The organism is Pedobacter frigiditerrae, from assembly GCF_004331645.1.
In the GTDB taxonomy this organism is placed as follows: domain Bacteria; phylum Bacteroidota; class Bacteroidia; order Sphingobacteriales; family Sphingobacteriaceae; genus Pedobacter; species Pedobacter frigiditerrae.
In genome coordinates this window covers 475388-493904 of the sequence record NZ_SJSK01000004.1, presented here as the reverse complement: position 1 = coordinate 493904, position 18517 = coordinate 475388, and the positions used below count along the sequence as shown (strand labels likewise).

Genomic DNA, 18517 nt, shown 5'->3' with positions numbered 1-18517 from the left:
ATGAGAATATTATATAAACTGATTTTGTTATTAATGATTGCCTCAACATTACATAGTTGTGTAGATAAAAAATTAAAAGGTGGCTATGAAATTTACAGTTTAAATGAGACCTCTGATTTAGAAATTGTCTATGTTGACAATCAAGGGAATGTTTTGACAGTAATTGAAAAAGACATTTTAGCCGTAGGACAGAATGGGGAGTTTATCATTGTAAAACAACATCCATTAGATTATAAAAATGTTGTATACTATTACATTATTCCTTTAAAAAATAAAATCTCTTTAAACTTTGAGAAAAATTTAATTGGACCATTAGTTGGCACTTCTTTCGATGATGAAAGGCTAAGATTAGGCGTGCCTAAAGACCTGAATTTTAATGTGTTTGAGAAGTAGTTTTATTTGATTTTATTTTTATAATGAGCTGTTTATTAATATATTTGGTTTGATGGCTGCCGAAAAAACATATCCAGATTTAACTGACGCGAAAGTTTATAGTTTCAACGATGTTGATGAATCGTTAACTTATAGCTATTCGCATTATTTGAACTGGCTTTTTGACGAAAGAGTGGAATTAATTAAAGGGAAAGTTTTTAAAATGAGTCCCGCCCCATCTAGAGTTCATCAAGAGGTTTCTTTTTCAATCTCTTTAGCTATTGGAAACTTTTTAAAGAATAAATCTTGTAAAATTTATTGTGCTCCTTTCGATGTTCGTTTCCCAAAGAAAAGCAAGTTAGACAAGGATGTGTTTACTGTTTTGCAACCAGATATCTGTGTAGTTTGTGATTTAACCAAATTAGATGATAAAGGGTGTATTGGCGCTCCAGATATTGTTGTAGAAATTTTATCTCCAGGAAATAACAAAAAAGAACTATTCCATAAATACCAGGTTTACGAAGAGTTTGGTGTAAAAGAATACTGGGTTGTAAGCCAAAGTGACCAAAGTATTTTAATTTACACTTTGGATGAATTTGGTAAATTTCAGCCATCAAAAATTTTCACTTTAGGCGAGGAAATAACTTCTTCTATTTTACTAGGTTTTGTTTTAAACTTGGATGAGGTTTTTGGGGGCTAATATGAGAGCATTTATGAAAAATTTATTGATTGTTCTAGGGCTTTTTTTATGTATAACAAGTTATGCTCAGGATACAATTCCATTGGAAGGAGCTAATGTTATACTTATCAGTAATGAAAGAAACAGTCTTGAAAATTTTTTATTTGTTAAATCAATTTTAGGCAAAAAAAAAATTAAAATAGCTATTGAAGATAAAGAGAAGTTCACTGTAAAAACTAAAGATATTAAAATCTCGAGAACAGGAGCCCTAGCAAATTTCAATATTGTTTGCCGAGAGAAACAAATACAATTGGAAGGTGGTGTTAAACCAGGAGAAGTTATGTATATTGGCGGTAAAGAATTTAAGGGCGCATACATTAAGATTTCTAATAATGGAAGATTTACACCTGCGGGGATAAAAACTAAGAATAATATGTTTACTGATGCTTTTGATGCTATGGATGATTTAGCAAAAGCCTTTGGCTCTTCTTTGTTTTATTTAATCAATCATAAATAATTCAATTCACAATGCTTAACCGTAATCTTTAAAGATTGCAATTCTGGTATTTTACATTACCTACATTTCTCTAAACCTGATTGACGTGGAAAGCCCGAATCCTGATTCTTCATTTGGAGAGGACTTGGAACAAAAAGCAGGACTACCATTAATAAATCTCACTGCCTATACTTTTCAAATAAATTTTGTCAACTTACTTGCAACCTCGCTATAAAAGTTGACAAAGTGACCCATTTCTGCTTTGGTCTTTTGAGCCTAAAAACGTATTTTTACAAGCTCAATTCCACACCAACAATATAAATGAGCATTTCTACAAAATACAATCCTACAGAAACTGAAGATAAATGGTACAGCTATTGGTTAGACAAGAAGTTTTTCCACTCTGAACCAGATCAACGTGATCCATATACCATCGTAATTCCGCCACCAAATGTTACTGGTGTGTTGCACATGGGGCATATGTTAAACAATACCATTCAGGATGTATTGATTCGTAAAGCTCGTATGCAGGGCAAAAATGCTTGTTGGGTTCCTGGGACTGACCACGCTTCAATTGCTACAGAAGCAAAAGTTGTAGCGATGTTAAAAGAACGTGGAATCAACAAAAAAGATCTTTCGCGAGAAGAATTCTTGAAATATGCCTGGGAGTGGAAAGAGAAATATGGTGGCATTATTTTAGAACAATTAAAGAAATTAGGCGCAAGTTGCGATTGGGATAGAACTCGTTTTACGATGGAAGACGATATGTCTGAAGCGGTAATTGATTCGTTTATCCATTTATACAAAAAAGGTTGGATTTATCGTGGTGTGCGAATGGTTAATTGGGACCCAGCTGGTAAAACTGCTGTTTCTGATGAAGAGGTTATTCGTAAGGAAGTAAACCAGAAATTATATTACATCAAATATCTAATTGCTGGAACTACTGACCAGTTTTTAACGATTGCAACTACTCGTCCGGAAACGATTATGGCTGATGCTGCAATTTGTATCAATCCGAACGATGAGCGTTTTAAGCATTTAAAAGGCAAAAAAGTTTTTGTGCCGTTGGTTAATCATGAGATTCCAGTAATTGAAGATGAATACGTTGATATTGAATTTGGTACAGGTTGTTTAAAAGTTACACCTGCACACGATTTAAATGATTATGAGTTAGGCGTAAAACACAATTTACCGGTTACTGATATTTTAAATGATGATGGAACCTTAAACGAATTAGCAGTTATTTTGGTTGGTGAAGATAGATTTGTAGCCCGTAAAAAAATTGCCAAAATGTTAGAAGAAGCTGGTCATTTAGAGAAAGTAGAAGATTACAAATCTCAAGTTGGTTTCTCTGAACGTACTGATGCAGCAATTGAGCCAAAACTTTCTATGCAGTGGTTCGTGAAGATGAAGGAAATGGCACAGCCTGCATTAGACGATGTTTTAAATGGCGATGTAAATTTAATCCCTAATAAATTCGAGAATACCTATCGTCATTGGATGGAAAATGTTCGCGATTGGAATATCTCTCGTCAGTTGTGGTGGGGACAACAAATTCCGGCTTGGTATGATGATAAAGGAAATTGGGTAGTTGCTAAAACTAAAGATGAAGCTTTGGAAGAGTTTTGGAAAAAGAAAAACTTTGAAGATGCAACTGCAGATAAAGCTGGGTTTAAAAAACAATTAGAGCCATTTTTGAGACAAGATGAAGATGTAATGGATACTTGGTTCTCATCATGGTTGTGGCCAATTTCTGTTTTTGATGGCTTTAAAAACCCTGATAATAAAGACATCAACTATTATTACCCAACCAATGATTTGGTAACTGCTCCAGAAATTTTATTCTTTTGGGTAGCTAGAATGATCATGGCTGGTCACGAGTTTATGGGCAAAAAGCCTTTTACCAATGTTTATTTAACAGGTATTGTTCGTGACAAATTGGGCAGAAAAATGTCTAAGCAACTAGGGAATTCTCCAGACCCAATTAGCCTAATTGAAAAATATGGAGCGGATGGTGTAAGGGTTGGTATGTTAATGTCATCGCCGGCTGGCAACGACTTAATGTTTGATGAAACTTATTGCGAACAAGGAAGAAATTTTGCCAATAAAATTTGGAATGCTTTCCGTTTGGTTAAAGGTTGGGAAGTTGATGAAAACCTAGAAAATCCTAATCAGCAAGCTATTACTTGGTTTGAGAATAGATTTAACCAGGCGTTGGCAGAGATTGAGGCTGATTTTAAACAATACCGTTTGTCTGAAGCTTTAATGGATAGCTATAAGTTAGTGTGGGATGATTTCTGTGCTTGGTATTTGGAAATGGTTAAACCAGCTTATCAACATCCAATAGATGCAGAAACTAAAGGAATAACTATTAGATATTTCGAGCAAATCTTAAAGTTATTGCATCCGTTTATGCCGTTCTTGACCGAAGAATTATACCACGATGAACTATTTGGCGAAAGAACTGAAATGGATTGCTGCATTGTAGCAGATTATCCTGTAATTGGCAAAGCCGATGAGCAACTGTTAAAAGAAGGAGATCTGATAAAAGAGTTAGTTTCTGAAATTAGAAATGTTAGAAATACTCGTCAGATTTCTCCGAAAGATGCGTTACCATTAAGTATTAAAGTTAACTCTGGTTTAGATTATGAGAAGTGGATTAATATCGTTTTCAAATTGGCTAATATTAGTGAAGTAGAAATAGTTAACGATAAAATTCCAGGTGCAGCTAGTTTTATGGTGGGTAATGATGAATTTTTCATCGTGCTAAACGAAAATGTAGATTTAGATGCAGAGAAAGAACGTTTAACTAAAGAACTCGAATATTTACAAGGTTTCTTAAAATCTGTTGATGCGAAATTGAGTAATGAACGTTTCGTGCAAAATGCAAAACCAGAGATTATTGAAAACGAGCGAAATAAAAAGGCAGATGCTGAATCGAAAATAAAAACGATTACAGAAAGTTTAGCATTACTAGAAGGTTAACGCAAATGAAAATTAAATTAATAATTCTATTTATTTCAACGGTTACTGTCTTTTTAGGATGTAGTAAACCAAAGCCAAAAATTGAAAAAATCACCTATCAATCGAAGATTTTTTTAGAAAATAGGTTAATTGAATATGTAAACAAAAGCGTTGGGTTGCATAGTGAAGATAGCTTAAAGTTTTCTCTTGCGTTAGATTCGTTTCAAAGACATATTAAAGGTTTAAGTAATGATATAGATTTCTTAACTGCCTTTCCCCTGCAGGCAACCAATATTAGAGATACTTTAATGGGTGAACAGCTTTTCAAAATGGCAACTTTTGAGACTTATACAGATTTGTCAAGACCTAAAGAATCGATACTGAACCGAATGAAGTTAAGAATAAATGGAATTTTCCAGTTTATTGATGAAGCGCAAGGTTTGGAGTTAGGTGGCAAATATTATCTTAAGTCAATGATTTATAAACAAGGCAAACGTGCAGATGTAAATTATTATAAAAAGACTGGTGGTAATATATATGTTTTGGGTGTTTATCCAATGCAGGTTAAGGAATTAACGCCTGTTCCTACTACAGAAAGAATGGCTAAGTTGAATTGAAAATTACAAATATTAATTTAGAATTTAAGCCCTTTGATTTTTCAAAGGGCTTTTTTTATGATGTTAACGATAATCTTACACGCTAGTTTTTCCTTCATTACATTTAAATATTAATTTAGGTGAATAATTTTTAACCAATAAATACCAAATAAAACCAATGAAAAAGTTAATATATTTTGTAATGGCAGTTGTATTAATCGCCTGTTCTGAGAAGCGTAAAGGTGCTGATTCTAAAATTTTTATTGAAAAAGAGGTAAGTAATTTTAGTGAAACTAATCCACAATGGACAAAAAATGTAAACAATGAAGCTGATGTAACGGATAAGTACAAACGCAAAATGATTAACCTAAGTAATGAGCCTAATTTTTTAACTGATTTTCCTTTGCAACTTACTGCAATATCAGATACAACTGTAAGTGACCAACCTGTAAAAATTGCAACTTTTAAAAGTTTTAAAGATGCTGCAAGACCAAAGGAATCACTTTTAAATGATTTAGAGTTAGAAATTAAAGGCATTATTACTGCAGAACAGGCTGCTAATTTAACGATTGATAAAAAATATACCCTAAAAGGGATGATTTATAAACAAGGTAAACGTGCTGATGTAAAGTTTTTCCACGGTGGAGAAACGCCAGTTTATACTTTAGGGAAATATACTTTTTGGAATATTGAGGCTAAGGCATTATAGTTATTCTTAGAGCCTAGATTTTTATAACCCGATAAATAATTTTGTGCCGCAGATTTATACAATTTATAATCTGCGGCTTATTTTTTCTTTGCTTAACGGCTTCTAATCAAATTAGAAACGATTGCGCAAAAATTTTACGTTCGCTATTGCGGTTTTTGCTTAAAAAATCATATTATTGACTTGGGTTAAATCATTTTAATCTAACCAGATATATACTTTCTAATCATTTAATTGTTAGCTGAAATGGACAATACAAGAAGAAAATTTATCAAGCAATCAGCTTTGATTGCTGCTGCAACTTATGCGGGTACTTTAACTAGTAGTGCTAAAAGCTACAATCGAATTATTGGTGCAAACGACAGGGTTAGAGTTGGTGTAGCAGGATTTTCAGACCGTTTTAGAGAAACCCTTTTCCCTTGTTTTCAAAATCATAGCAAAGAACTCAATTTTGATATTGTTGGGCTTTCAGATTTATGGAATTATAGAAGAGATTTAGGTGTTGCCCATATTAAAGAAAAAATGGGTCACGACATAAAAGCTTGCAGAAATAATGATGAGCTTTATGCAATGAAAGATTTAGATGCGGTAATTGTAAGTACTGCCGATTTTCAGCATGCGATGCATACTGTGGAAGCCGTTAAAGCTGGGTGTGATGCTTACATTGAAAAACCTTTTGCAGAAACAATGGCTGATGCTAGAGCGGCTTTAAAAGCAGTAAATGAAAGTAAAAAAATAGTTCAAATTGGGTCACAGCGCAGAAGTGGAGAAAATTATGCAACTGCGGCTCAATATATTCAAGATGGTAAGTTTGGAGCCATTACGGCTGTAGATTTAGTTTGGAATGTTAATCAGCCCGGCAGATGGCGCAGACCAGATTTAGTTGCCAAGTTGAAACGAGAAGACATAGATTGGAAAAGGTTTTTGGTTAATCGACCTGATGATGCATTTGATCCAAGAAAATATTTAGAATATAGGTTGTTTTGGCCTTATTCATCGGGGATGCCTGGTCAATGGATGTCTCACCAAATTGATACTGTACACTGGTTTACTAAATTAAAACATCCGAGAAGTGTAGTTGCCAATGGCGGAATTTACACTTGGAAAGATGGACGCAAAAATTGGGATTCCATGGTAGCTGTTTTTGATTACGGTCAGCCAGATGGGAGTGATGGTTTTCAAGTAACCTTTACCTCAAGAATGCAAAATAGCGTGGGCAGTGTTGGTGAGGTATATTATTCAAATGGTGGCGAATTAAACTTAATTACCAATAAAGTATCGCCAAATGGCGGATTAAAGGAAAAAGAAGCTGCGGCAATGGGATTGAAACCTAATTTGTTAGCGCCATTTGATCTATCAACAAAAGAAATAAAAACAGCAAGTGATGCAAATATGGGAGGTGATCCTTTAACTTCAGGCCATATGCGTAATTGGATGGAATGTGTAAGGAGTCGAAAAACCCCTAATGCACCAGTTGAAGCAGGATATTATCATTCAATTGCTAACATTATGACTAACGCAGCCGTACGTACAGGAGCAAAAGCTACTTTCGATGAAAAAACACAAGAAGTAATGGCAGGCGGAAAAATCTTTAAATATTAACAATAATTTGTCATGCTGAGCTTGTCGAAGCATCTCTAATAAAAATCAACCCAATAAATATGTTCAGTAACCTCAAAAAAATCAGTTTAATAACTCTCTCTTTAGTCGGATTAGTATCAGCAGCAGATGCTCAAATGAAACCATTGTTTGATGGTAAAACCTTAAATGGCTGGAAAAAAGTTGTTGGAAAAGCGCCTTACGCTATAGAAGATGGAATGATAATCGGTACAATGACGGCAGGCTCACCAAATTCATTTTTAGTGACAGAAAAAGAATATGGAGATTTTGTTTTAGAATTGGACGTAAAATTAGAAGGTACTGAAACTAATTCGGGCGTACAGACAAGAAGTCATTTTGACCCTGCTGGAAGTAAAGGAGCAGGGTTGGTGTTTGGTCGACAAATGGAAATTGATCCAACTCCAAGGGCTTGGACTGGTGGTATTTATGATGAAGCGAGAAGATTATGGTTATACCCATTAGAGACAAATCCAGCAGCAAAAACCGCCTATAAATCAGAGCAGTTTAACCATTATAAAATAGAATGTATTGGTAACGAAACTAAAACTTGGGTAAATGGCATTCCGGTATCTTATGTAATAGATACTTTAGATAAGTCTGGATTTATTGGGCTACAAGTTCACGGAATTGGTAACAAAACTCATTTAGAGGGGAAGAAAGTTTATTTTAAGAATATCAAAATTCAAACTACAAACCTAAAGCCATCAGCTTTTCCAAAATCTATTTATGTAGTTAATTTAACACCAAATGCTTTGTCTGCTCAAGAAAAAGCAAATGGCTATAAATTGTTATTTGATGGTAAAACAAATAAAGGTTGGGTTGGTGCGAACAAAACAGAATTTCCTGCTAAAGGATGGGATATTGCAAATGGACAACTAAGTGTTTTGCCATCTAACGGAGGCGAATCTACCAATGGAGGTGATATTGTCACTAAGGAAGAGTTTGCAGCATTTGATTTGTCATTTGAATTTAAGTTAACAGAAGGTGCAAATAGTGGTGTTAAATACTTCGTTACTTTAGCTGAAAAAAGTACAGGCTCTGCAATAGGATTAGAATACCAAGTTTTAGATGATGAAAAACATCCAGATGCAAAATTAGGACGCGAAGGAAATAGAACACTTTCATCGTTATATGATTTAATTAAAGCAGATAAAAAATTAGGTAGCCCAAGACCAATTGGTGTTTGGAATAGAGGAAGAGTTGTGGTTTATCCTAATAATAAAGTTGAACATTATTTAAACGGCGTAAAAGTTTTGGAATATACCAGAGGTTCTGAAGAATTTAGAAAGCTTGTTGCAATTAGTAAATATAAAGACTGGAAAAACTTCGGTGAGGCTGTAAAAGGACATTTATTGTTGCAAGATCATGGAAATAAAGTTAGCTTTAGAACTATCAAAATCAAAACTTTGTAATGCATCGTCGTTCGTTTGTTAAAAAATCAGCTTTATTAGGGTCGGGTATATTAGTGGCCGAAAATCTTTTTGCTGGAGCCGCTTTGGCTCCAATTAACATAGCTATGATTGGTTGTGGCGATAGAGGCAAAGGGGTGCTCTCTGTCATCCAAAAAATGCCCAGTCAATTTAATACTGTTGCTTATTGCGATGTATTAGATTTCAGGTTAGAAGAAACCAAAAAATACGTTCCTTCATCGGCAATTGCTGTAAAAGATTACAGAAAAGTTCTAGACGATAAGAAAATTGAAGCTGTTTTTATTGCCACTCCTTTAAGCGAACATTATAAAATTGCCAAAGATGCCATCTTAGCTGGCAAAAGTGTCTATGTAGAAAAAACAATGACTTATAACATTGACCAAGCTTTGGAATTAAGAAAGCTGGTTAAGCAATACCCTAAACAAGTTTTCCAGGTTGGTTATCAATACCGTTATTCTCCTCTTTATTTTAGGGTTAAGGAAATGATACAAAGTGGATATATTGGTAAAGTTTCGCAAATAGATTGCCGTTGGGATAGGAATTGGAATTGGCGTAGACCAGTTAAAGAACCAAGTTTAGAAAGACAAATTAACTGGCGGATGTATAAAGAATACTCAGGTGGTTTACCTGCCGAGCTTTTGTCACATCAGATCGATTTTATCAATTGGGCTTTTGAAACACAACCAGATGAGATTATTGGGACAGGTGGAATTGATGTCTACAAAGATGGAAGAGAAACCTACGACAATGTTCAGGCGGTTTTTCGCTATAAAAATGCAGGAATGATAGGTAATTTTGGTGCAACTTGCGGTAATGCCCACGATGGTTATTTGTTTAAAATAAAGGGAACAAAAGGATCTGTTAATTTATTGCCAGATACAGGTGTTTTTTACCCAGAATTAGAAACCAAAAGACAATTAGGCATTGTAGATGGGGTAACAGGAGCAACTAAATTGGTTGTTAATACTGATGGAGGAATTCCGATTTTAGATAAACCAACAAAAGACGGAACTTTTTATGCCCTAGAAGAGTTTTATAAAGCGATAACTGAAGGCAAAACGCCAGTTTCAAATATCAATACCGGAACACAAGCCTCAATTTGTGTGGCCATGTGTAATGAAGCAATTTATACTGGGAAAACGCAGTTTTGGAAGAAGGATTATTTTTAGAAGGAAGTCGGGAAGTCGGGGGAAATTGGCTAAGCAATCTCGCAACAATAAAGCAATTTAACAATACAACAATTTATTCAACAGATTATCTCTATCCCTTCACGGACTTTCGGACTAAAAACTTCCTGACTTTTTCTACAATTCTTTATAACTCGGCAGTTCTTTCACAAATAAAAATTTTCCATTGGTATGGTCAATTTTTGCATAATAATGGTTTAAACCATTTGTAACAACAAGCCAACGAGCTTTGTAAACGGAATTATATCTAGCTGCTTGGTCAAAGGTGGCTTGCGTAATTGCAACAGATGGCGCCTTACATTCAATAACCATTATCTTTTCCCCTTGGTTATCATAAACCAAAATATCACTTCTTTTTCTAGTTTGATTTAAACTCAAACCACCTTCAATTTGTAGCAGGGCTGAGGGAAAGCTTTTTTCCTTTAACAAATAACGGATGAAATGTTGCCTCACCCATTCTTCAGGAGTTAAAACCAAATGCTTTTTCCTTATTTCATCAAAAATAAAATACAAATCGTCCCTTTGGGTAATTTTGAAGGGATAATTGGGTAAATTAAGAGGGGTTGGATTAAATATTGACATTGCTCAAAGTTAATATTTGTGAATAAACTATTCAGTCAAAATCGTAAATCGTAAATCGTAAGTTGTAAATTTACCGCAAATGAGTGCCGTAGAAATTATAAAAGACTTAAAAGCCAGAAAGTTTAAACCCTTGTATTTATTGCAAGGCGAAGAGCCATATTATATTGATCAAGTAATTGATTATATGGAGAATAATGTGTTAAGTGATGGCGAAAGAGGCTTTAACCAAACCGTTTTATATGGAAAGGATACTGATATGGCTACCATCTTGAATGCTGCAAAGCGATATCCAATGATGTCTGAATATCAACTGATTATCGTAAAAGAAGCACAAGATTTAAAGTGGGCAAAAGAAACTGAAGGAAGTGGTAAGGAAGCTGAAGTGATTTTAAATTATTTCGAAAAACCCTTACCAAGCACTATCCTCGTTTTAGCCTATAAGTACGCTAATTTCGACAAACGTAAAAAGATTTACAAAGCAATTAACAGTAATGGGGTTGTTTTTCAATCTGATTTAGTTCGTGATTATAAATTAATGCCTTGGATTGAGGAGCACATTAAAGAAAAAGGGTATAAGATTGCTCCGCAGGCTGCAGCACTGATGGCTGAATATTTAGGTACAGATTTATCTAAAATTGCAAATGAAGTTGAGAAACTTTGTTTAAATATCAGCAAAGAAACTACAATTATTACAGAACATATTCAGAAAAACATTGGGATTAGTAAAGAATACAATGTGTTCGAGCTACAAAAAGCTTTGGCAACTAGAAATGTTTTAAAATGTAATCAGATCGTAAACTACTTTGCGAATAATCCAAAGGCTAATCCGATGGTGATGGTAATGGCAAATTTGAATTCTTATTTTACCAAGATTTTAAAATATCATTACTTGCCAAATAAAAATGATGCAGCGAAAGAACTAGGTGTTAGCCCGTATTTTATTAAGGATTACGAAACTGCAGCAAGAACTTTTAACGATGCAAAAACATTTGATATTATCAGCTTACTAAGAGAATACGATTTAAAAAGTAAAGGCTTAGATAGTACAGGCAATACAACTGATGGCGAATTGCTGAAGGAAATGCTTTTTAAAATGATTCATTAATTAGTATAAAGTAGTTAGTATTTAGTACTAAAACAATTCAACAATAAAACAATCAACATATGTTAAAAGGACTAAGAACCATAGTATATCACGTTACAGATTTAACTAAAGCTAAAGAATGGTTTAAAACTGTTTTTGAGATTGAACCTTACTTTGATGAGTCTTTTTATGTAGGTTATAATGTTGGTGGATTTGAACTTGGACTAGATCCGGATCCATCAAGTTATCAAGATGGAAATGCTTCAATAACATATTGGGGTGTAGATGATATTGAAGCTTGTTTTAACAAATTCGAAACTTTAGGTATAAAAGTCCACGAAGCGCCAAAAAATGTAGGTGGGGCAATCTGGGTTGCCAGCATATACGATCCTTTTGGTAATGTGATAGGGTTAATAGAAAATCCTGAATTTACATCTTAACATTTTTCGATATTATCTTTTGTAACTAATAAGTTATCGCTATTCTTCAGCAATTGGAGGCATTCAGCATATATTTACAACATTAACTTATTATTAACATGAAAAGAAATTTACTAACCATTTTATTGGCTTTAGGGGTAATGTCTTTTACCCAAGCTCAAGTTAGACCACAAGGTGCAGGGGCAGACACTACTCGAAGAGCTGGAGTGCCAGGTGGTGCGGCAACTAGAGCACAACCAAAACCTTATGATCAAGTAATTACCAATAAGGCAGTTACTAGAAAAGGAATGATCACTACCCATAAATTAGATGATAAATTCTTCTTTGAGATTTCTGACACTACGTTAAATAGAGATATCTTGGTGGTAAGCCGTATTTCTAAATCTGGTGCAGAAGTAAGAGCAGCACAAGGATATGCAGGCGATCAAATTGGAAGTTCTGTAATTAGATTTGAAAAAGGTCCAAACAACAGAATTTTTATGCGTAAGATCAGCTTCAGAACTTATGGACCAGATTCGACTACTTCAATGTACCAATCTTTAAAAAATTCAAACATTCAGCCAATTGCTGCGGCATTTAATATTGCAGCATATACTGGTGATAAAAAAGGAAGCGTAATTGATGTTACTGATTATTTAAATAGCGATAATGATATTTTCTATTTCAGTTCTGCAGCTTCAAAAACTCGTTTCAGATTAGGGACTCAATTGGCAGATCGTAGTTATGTAACTAATGTTCGCAGTTTCCCAACCAATGTAGAAATCACAGCTGTTAAGACTTATACATTAGCTGCAGCGGCATCTCCATTTGGTGGTGGTGCTCCGGCAGGTGGCGGCGCTGGTGCTTCTACTGGATCATCAACTGTTGAATTAAATACATCTTTAGTGATTTTGCCCAAAGTGCCAATGAAGCCTCGTTATTTTGATGCTCGTGTTGGTTATTTTACTGTAGGATACACAGATTTTGATCTTAACCCACAAGGTGTTAAAGAAATTGAAATGGTTAAACGTTGGAGATTAGAACCTAAGCCAGCGGATATGGCTAAATACAAAAGAGGCGAATTGGTAGAGCCAATTAAGCCAATTATCTTTTATATAGATCCTGCAACTCCAAAAAAATGGGTTCCATATTTAATAGCAGGTGTTAACGATTGGGCTAAAGCTTTTGAAAAAGCTGGTTTCAAAAATGCAGTTATTGGAAAAGAAGCACCAACTTTTGCACAAGATTCTACTTGGAGCATTGATGATGCTCGTCACTCGGCTATCGTTTATAAACCATCAGAAATTGCAAATGCAAGTGGACCAAGTATATCAGATCCACGTTCTGGAGAAATCATGGAAAGCCATATTAACTGGTTCCATAATGTTCAATCGTTAGTACATGACTGGTACATGATCCAAACTGCAGCTGTAGACCCAAGAGCTCGTAAAATGACTTTCAGTGATGAATTAATGGGTGATTTAATTCGTTTTGTTTCTTCTCACGAAGTTGGCCACACTTTAGGTTTACGTCACAATTATGGGTCTAGTTCAACTGTGCCTGTAGAAAACTTACGTAACAAAAAATGGGTTGAGGCAAATGGACATACACCATCTATTATGGATTATGCTCGTTTCAACTATGTTGCGCAACCAGAAGATAACATTACATCAAAAGGTTTGTACCCACGTATTGGCGATTATGATAATTGGGCAATTGAATGGGGTTATAAATATTTCCCTGATAACAAAACCATTGATGCTGACATGACTGCTTTAGATAAGTTGACCATAGAATCTACTAAAAACAGACGTTTATGGTTCGGTACTGAAACTAACCCAGATGATCCTCATTCACAAAATGAAGATTTGAGCGATAATGCTATGAAAGCTTCTGAGTACGGTATTAAAAACTTAAAAGTTATCTTAACAAACTTGCCAGTTTGGACAAAAGAAAAAGGCGAAAATTATGATAACTTAACAAATATGTATGGTCAATTGACTTCACAATTTGGTCGTTACATGGGGCATGTAGCTAAAAATGTTGGTGGTGTTTATGAAAACCCTAAAACTGTAGATCAAGCTGGTTCAGTCTACGAACGTACACCTGCAACAACTCAAAAAGAAGCAATGAACTTCTTAAATGCACAACTGTTTACTACCCCAAAATGGTTATTAAATCAGCCAATTTTAGATAATATTGATGCAAATCCTTTAGAAGTTGTAGCTAGATTACAAAGTTCTACTTTAAATAGATTATTAGGAAGTAGTACCTTGGGTAAATTGGTAACCGCAGAAGCAACTGATGGTGCAACAGCTTACAAAATCACTGATTTATTTACTGATTTAAATGGTGCTATTTTCACAGAGTTGAAATCTAGTTCAGCTATAGATGTTTATCGCCGTAACTTACAAAAATCTTATGTAGATAAATTAATTGCTATTGTTAATCCTCCCGCACCAGCAGCATCAACTCAAGTTGTGTTTGCTGGTAGAGGTGCAGGTGCGTCAAGTGGTTTAAGCAATTCACAAAGTGATGTAATGTCTGTGGTTAAAGGTCAATTAAGAGACCTTGATGCCAGCATTAAAGGAGCTGCATCGTCTCAGGCAGATTCGTTAAGCAAATACCATTTGTTAGATTTGGCAGACCGTATTGAAAGTGCTTTAGATAAAAAGAAAGACTAATAATTTTTCAGATAAATTAAAAGCGTCCCGACGTAAAGTCGGGACGCTTTTTTTATGAAGAAATTCAGGCATAAATTGTAAATTCGAACTTTATAAATTATTATATGAAACATTGGCTAGTCAAGTCGGAACCTTTTAAATACAGTTGGGAAAAATTCAATAAAGATGGGCGTACCTTTTGGGATGGCGTTCGTAATTATCAGGCTCGTAACAATCTAAGAGAGATGAAAGAAGGGGATTTGGTACTGTTTTATCATAGTAATGAGGGCAAAAATGTAGTAGGCATTGCAAAAGTTGTTAAAGAAGCTTACCAAGACCCAACAACAGATGATAAAAATTGGGTAGTTGTAGATTTGGTGCCATTCCAGACCTTAAAAAATCCAGTGACTCTAGAGCAAATAAAATCCGAAGATAGCTTAAAAGACATTTCATTGGTAAAACAGGGCCGACTATCTGTTATGCCTCTAAAAGCCACAGAATTCGATAAAATCTTAGAAATGGCTAGCTAGCATACTAATATTTTATTTGAAGGCATTATACAAACATCGATTTAAAAGTTTCATTTTTTTTGGCAAAGTAATTGCACAATTATAGAATATCCTATCTATTCTATGAAGCCTGTATTAAAACTAGTGCCAATTGCTGCAATTTTATTGCTTTTAGCAATAAATGTAAAGTCACAACAAAGGATTTATTTTGCCAAAGTAACATCAAATAACAGAATCGAAAAAGGCTTGTTGTTTCTTGTTACAAAAGATAGTTTGGTTATACAAAATAACAATAATCAGCTCGTTTCTTTTAAGCCCGAAGATATTAAGGTAGTGGCCATAAAAGTTTTTAAAAAGAGAGGACTTCAAAATTTTTTTAAGGATGTAAATGTTGAAGATGACAGGTATGAAAAAATACCAAATTCTGATATTAAAGTTTTAAAACCAGGACAAACTGAACCAACATTGGCTGAAGAGATAAGCACAAGAGTTGGAGTTGCAATTTTCTCATTAGCGGGTAATGCCATTTTAAATACGGTAGCACTAACAGTTTACGATGATAAAATTGCAAAGTTTAGGTTAAATTGCAGTAAGCAGGAATATGACAAACAAATAGACCAACTAAAATTCCATTCCTATACTTACATCATAAAGCCAGATACAAAGGCAGAATTAGCAAAGATTAAAGCTATATCAGAAAGTAATAAAATTAATCGCCGGTAAAAAAAACTCCTTGAGGTGTTAATCCTTAAAGAACAAAGCTTTAAGTTCACTAGCGTCATTTGGTTCCATCTTGCCGGCTAAAATTAAGCGCAGTTGCCTACGGCGTAAGGCACCATTAAACAATTCAACTTCATCTTCGGTTTCAGGTTTTAATTCTGGTACAGGGATGGTTCTTCCACTTTGGTCTACTGCCACAAAAGTGTAATAGGCCTCGTTACTTTTTGCCCTTGTTCCAGAAGGAATGTTTTCTGCCCAAACGTCTAAACGAACTTCTACAGAGGTATGAAACGAACGCGTAACCTTTGCCTCTATGGTAATTACATCTCCAAGTTTAATGGGTTGTTTAAATGATACATTATCTACCGATGCTGTAACCACAATTCTATTGCAGTGTTTTTGAGCAGAAATAGCTGCGGCAATATCCATCCAATGTAATAAGCGACCCCCCATTAAGTTGTTTAGGGTGTTGGTGTCGTTCGGTAATACCAACTCATTCATTATTGTGAAGGAATTTTTTGGACTTTTAGATTTTGTGCTCATATTGGGGGCGAAAATACAGAAAATAGATAGGTGTTCGTACATTTATTGAATAAAATCTTGTTTTTGAAGCGCGGTAATAGTGCTTTTTTTAAGGTTAGTCCTGCTTTAGCTTTACTCGCTGCGCTTTGTGTTCGCTCCTTCAGATAGCTATCGGGACAGGGCTATTTATAATCGACTGTGCTTTATAAGCGCTTCATAGGTGCAGAACAGAGGTTAACTAAACCCGATTTAGCGTAAATATCCCCGATTTTTCGGGGATTGAAGCGAGAGTGGGACTCAGCTAACCAATGAAAAACAGGTTTTGCTTTTCAAGTGATATCAAACATTAACGAGTAAAGAAGATGAAGGTAGCGCATCATAACTTCTTATGTTTAATTTAAAATAACTCAAACATTAAACTTAAATTACCGTTATAAACGCATCGAAATCTAAAATTTACTATGCAAAATCAAACGCTCATTCAATATTTTCATTGGTATTACAATGAATCAGATAATTTATGGACTAAGGCAAAAAAAGAAGCGGCAAACTTAGCAGCCATGGGTGTTACTGGAGTTTGGCTGCCGCCGGCATATAAAGGAAGCAATGGTGGATACTCTATAGGTTATGATACTTATGATTTGTTTGATTTAGGCGAATTTGACCAAAAAAATAGCATCTCTACCAAATATGGAAATAAAGAAGAGTACATTAATGCAATAAATGAACTGCATAAAAATGGCATAAACGTAATTGCGGATACCATTTTTAATCATAAAGCCGGTGGAGATGAGATAGAAAAAATTAAGGTTAGAAAGGTAAATGATGAGGATAGAAACGAATTTATTTCTGAGGATATGGAAATTGAAGCGTGGACGAAATTTACTTTTCCAGGCAGAGCAGGTGCTTATTCTGAATTTGTTTGGGACCACAAGTGTTTTAGTGGGGTAGATTATGCAGAGGACATTAAAGAAACCGCAATATATGCCATACAAAACGAATATGGCGAGGGTTGGGAAGATGTTCCATCCCATGAATTGGGAAACTATGATTATTTGATGTTTAATGACATAGATTTTCGAAATATTGCTGTTAGGGAAGAATTAAAAAGATGGGGTAAATGGTATTTTGAAAACTGTAACTTGGATGGTTTTAGACTGGATGCAGTAAAACATATCCCAGCAGAATTTTTAGTTGAGTGGGTAGAATGGATGAAGGCTGAGTGCAACAAAGATTTTTTCATCGTATCTGAAAACTGGAACATTGAAAGTGTTGAAGAATTAGAGAAATATATTGAAATAACTGGTGGGAAAACCCAGCTTTTCGATTCCTTATTGCATCATAATTTTTATTTGGCATCTAAAGCTGGTAAAGAATATGATTTGAATTGTATTTTCGAAAATACCTTAGCACATCGTAATCCTTTATTGGCTGTCACTTTTGTTGATAATCATGATTCTCAGCCCATGCAAGCTTTAGAATCGTTTATAGAATATTGGTTTAGGCCATTGGCTTACGGTATGATTTTATTGCGTGAAGCGGGAATTCCTTGTGTGTTTTATACTGATGTTTATGGGGCCAAATATGAAGATGATGGTCAGCAGGTAGAGTTAATTGGTTTGGCAGAATTGCCTCAGCTTTTAAAAGTAAGAGATAACTTGGCTTATGGTGAGCAGAAAGATTATTTAGACCATAATAACTGCATTGGCTGGACTAGGACAGGAGATGAGGAACATCCAAATTCTGGTATTGCAGTTTTAATGAGTAACGGTGATGAAGGGTTTAAAAAAATGGAAATTGGAAAGCATTTTACTGGAAAAACCTTTATTGATGTTTTAGGAAAACGAAATGAAGAAGTTTTTATTGACGGAGATGGTTACGGAGAATTTTTCTGTGAGGCAGGAAGTATTTCGGTTTGGGTAGTGAAGGTGTATTAGTTTAATAGTTCATTTGTTCATTGGGAATGGA

17 protein-coding genes are annotated in these 18517 nt (G+C 34.7%); 15 read left to right on the top strand and 2 right to left on the bottom strand.

All coding sequences use genetic code 11. The features are described 5' to 3' along the window. From EZ428_RS17270 to EZ428_RS17230, 9 genes are all read left to right on the top strand, one after another. Entirely contained in the window at positions 1-393 is a 393-nt protein-coding gene (locus EZ428_RS17270) for a hypothetical protein (RefSeq protein ID WP_131554435.1), read from the top strand. Between the two features lie 52 nt (positions 394-445). Continuing rightward, entirely contained in the window at positions 446-1072 is a 627-nt protein-coding gene (locus EZ428_RS17265) for a Uma2 family endonuclease (RefSeq protein WP_131554434.1), read from the top strand. 13 nt (positions 1073-1085) lie between these two features. Then, entirely contained in the window at positions 1086-1568 is a 483-nt protein-coding gene (locus EZ428_RS17260; protein ID WP_131554433.1) for a hypothetical protein, read from the top strand. 300 nt (positions 1569-1868) lie between these two features. After that, positions 1869-4532: a valine--tRNA ligase gene (locus tag EZ428_RS17255; protein ID WP_131554432.1), complete on the top strand. Its 2664-nt coding sequence runs from the start codon at positions 1869-1871 to the stop codon at positions 4530-4532. 5 nt (positions 4533-4537) lie between these two features. Then, positions 4538-5128: a hypothetical protein gene (locus EZ428_RS17250; RefSeq protein WP_131554431.1), complete on the top strand. Its 591-nt coding sequence runs from the start codon at positions 4538-4540 to the stop codon at positions 5126-5128. 157 nt (positions 5129-5285) lie between these two features. Continuing rightward, on the top strand, positions 5286-5816 hold the full coding sequence (locus EZ428_RS17245) for a hypothetical protein (RefSeq protein WP_131554430.1): 531 nt from the start codon (positions 5286-5288) through the stop codon (positions 5814-5816). A gap of 243 nt (positions 5817-6059) precedes the next feature. Next, entirely contained in the window at positions 6060-7415 is a 1356-nt protein-coding gene (locus EZ428_RS17240) for a Gfo/Idh/MocA family protein (protein WP_131554429.1), read from the top strand. A gap of 59 nt (positions 7416-7474) precedes the next feature. Next, positions 7475-8845 (top strand): 3-keto-disaccharide hydrolase, encoded by a 1371-nt coding sequence (locus EZ428_RS17235; protein WP_131554428.1) that lies wholly within the window; start codon positions 7475-7477, stop codon positions 8843-8845. Further along, the gene (locus tag EZ428_RS17230) at positions 8845-10032 is read left to right on the top strand and encodes a Gfo/Idh/MocA family protein (RefSeq protein ID WP_131554427.1); all 1188 of its coding nucleotides are present in this window, start codon (positions 8845-8847) and stop codon (positions 10030-10032) included. The genes EZ428_RS17235 and EZ428_RS17230 overlap by 1 nt, the downstream gene beginning before the upstream one ends. Before the next feature lie 135 nt (positions 10033-10167). On the opposite strand, the gene EZ428_RS17225 is transcribed toward EZ428_RS17230, so the two are convergent. Further along, positions 10168-10632 (bottom strand): type I restriction enzyme HsdR N-terminal domain-containing protein, encoded by a 465-nt coding sequence (locus tag EZ428_RS17225; RefSeq protein WP_205945741.1) that lies wholly within the window; start codon positions 10630-10632, stop codon positions 10168-10170. Between the two features lie 79 nt (positions 10633-10711). Between EZ428_RS17225 and holA the strand changes: the two genes are divergently transcribed. From holA to EZ428_RS17200, 5 genes are all read left to right on the top strand, one after another. After that, positions 10712-11737 carry a DNA polymerase III subunit delta gene (gene holA / locus EZ428_RS17220; protein ID WP_131554426.1) on the top strand — a complete coding sequence of 342 codons (1026 nt, stop codon included), beginning with the start codon at positions 10712-10714 and terminating at the stop codon, positions 11735-11737. Positions 11738-11796: 59 nt separating this feature from the next. Next, a complete protein-coding gene (locus EZ428_RS17215) occupies positions 11797-12156 on the top strand; it encodes a VOC family protein (protein ID WP_131554425.1) in 360 nt (119 codons plus the stop codon). A 98-nt stretch (positions 12157-12254) separates the two neighbouring features. Continuing rightward, positions 12255-14819, top strand: coding sequence for a zinc-dependent metalloprotease (locus EZ428_RS17210; RefSeq protein ID WP_131554424.1), 2565 nt, complete (start codon positions 12255-12257; stop codon positions 14817-14819). 104 nt (positions 14820-14923) lie between these two features. Next, positions 14924-15328 carry an EVE domain-containing protein gene (locus EZ428_RS17205; RefSeq protein WP_131554423.1) on the top strand — a complete coding sequence of 135 codons (405 nt, stop codon included), beginning with the start codon at positions 14924-14926 and terminating at the stop codon, positions 15326-15328. A 102-nt stretch (positions 15329-15430) separates the two neighbouring features. Next, positions 15431-16030 carry a hypothetical protein gene (locus tag EZ428_RS17200; RefSeq protein WP_131554422.1) on the top strand — a complete coding sequence of 200 codons (600 nt, stop codon included), beginning with the start codon at positions 15431-15433 and terminating at the stop codon, positions 16028-16030. 18 nt (positions 16031-16048) lie between these two features. Here the strand turns inward: EZ428_RS17200 and EZ428_RS17195 are convergent, their stop codons facing one another. Further along, the gene (locus EZ428_RS17195; RefSeq protein ID WP_131554541.1) at positions 16049-16570 is read right to left on the bottom strand and encodes an acyl-CoA thioesterase; all 522 of its coding nucleotides are present in this window, start codon (positions 16568-16570) and stop codon (positions 16049-16051) included. Positions 16571-17010: 440 nt separating this feature from the next. Here EZ428_RS17195 and EZ428_RS17190 point away from each other — a divergent pair, with 440 nt between their 5' ends. After that, positions 17011-18486: an alpha-amylase gene (locus EZ428_RS17190; RefSeq protein ID WP_131554421.1), complete on the top strand. Its 1476-nt coding sequence runs from the start codon at positions 17011-17013 to the stop codon at positions 18484-18486. The last annotated feature ends 31 nt before the right edge of the window (positions 18487-18517 follow it).

What these genes read in the sequence shown, in the direction of transcription:
- EZ428_RS17270 (WP_131554435.1), top strand. Translation starts at nt 1, where the DNA reads ATGAGAATATTATATAAACTGATTTTGTTATTAATGATTGCCTCAACA.
- EZ428_RS17225 (WP_205945741.1), bottom strand. Translation starts at nt 10,632, where the DNA reads ATGTCAATATTTAATCCAACCCCTCTTAATTTACCCAATTATCCCTTC.
- EZ428_RS17245 (WP_131554430.1), top strand. Translation starts at nt 5,286, where the DNA reads ATGAAAAAGTTAATATATTTTGTAATGGCAGTTGTATTAATCGCCTGT.
- EZ428_RS17255 (WP_131554432.1), top strand. Translation starts at nt 1,869, where the DNA reads ATGAGCATTTCTACAAAATACAATCCTACAGAAACTGAAGATAAATGG.
- EZ428_RS17260 (WP_131554433.1), top strand. Translation starts at nt 1,086, where the DNA reads ATGAAAAATTTATTGATTGTTCTAGGGCTTTTTTTATGTATAACAAGT.
- EZ428_RS17265 (WP_131554434.1), top strand. Translation starts at nt 446, where the DNA reads ATGGCTGCCGAAAAAACATATCCAGATTTAACTGACGCGAAAGTTTAT.
- EZ428_RS17205 (WP_131554423.1), top strand. Translation starts at nt 14,924, where the DNA reads ATGAAACATTGGCTAGTCAAGTCGGAACCTTTTAAATACAGTTGGGAA.
- EZ428_RS17250 (WP_131554431.1), top strand. Translation starts at nt 4,538, where the DNA reads ATGAAAATTAAATTAATAATTCTATTTATTTCAACGGTTACTGTCTTT.
- holA (WP_131554426.1), top strand. Translation starts at nt 10,712, where the DNA reads ATGAGTGCCGTAGAAATTATAAAAGACTTAAAAGCCAGAAAGTTTAAA.
- EZ428_RS17200 (WP_131554422.1), top strand. Translation starts at nt 15,431, where the DNA reads ATGAAGCCTGTATTAAAACTAGTGCCAATTGCTGCAATTTTATTGCTT.
- EZ428_RS17230 (WP_131554427.1), top strand. Translation starts at nt 8,845, where the DNA reads ATGCATCGTCGTTCGTTTGTTAAAAAATCAGCTTTATTAGGGTCGGGT.
- EZ428_RS17190 (WP_131554421.1), top strand. Translation starts at nt 17,011, where the DNA reads ATGCAAAATCAAACGCTCATTCAATATTTTCATTGGTATTACAATGAA.
- EZ428_RS17235 (WP_131554428.1), top strand. Translation starts at nt 7,475, where the DNA reads ATGTTCAGTAACCTCAAAAAAATCAGTTTAATAACTCTCTCTTTAGTC.
- EZ428_RS17210 (WP_131554424.1), top strand. Translation starts at nt 12,255, where the DNA reads ATGAAAAGAAATTTACTAACCATTTTATTGGCTTTAGGGGTAATGTCT.
- EZ428_RS17240 (WP_131554429.1), top strand. Translation starts at nt 6,060, where the DNA reads ATGGACAATACAAGAAGAAAATTTATCAAGCAATCAGCTTTGATTGCT.
- EZ428_RS17215 (WP_131554425.1), top strand. Translation starts at nt 11,797, where the DNA reads ATGTTAAAAGGACTAAGAACCATAGTATATCACGTTACAGATTTAACT.
- EZ428_RS17195 (WP_131554541.1), bottom strand. Translation starts at nt 16,570, where the DNA reads ATGAGCACAAAATCTAAAAGTCCAAAAAATTCCTTCACAATAATGAAT.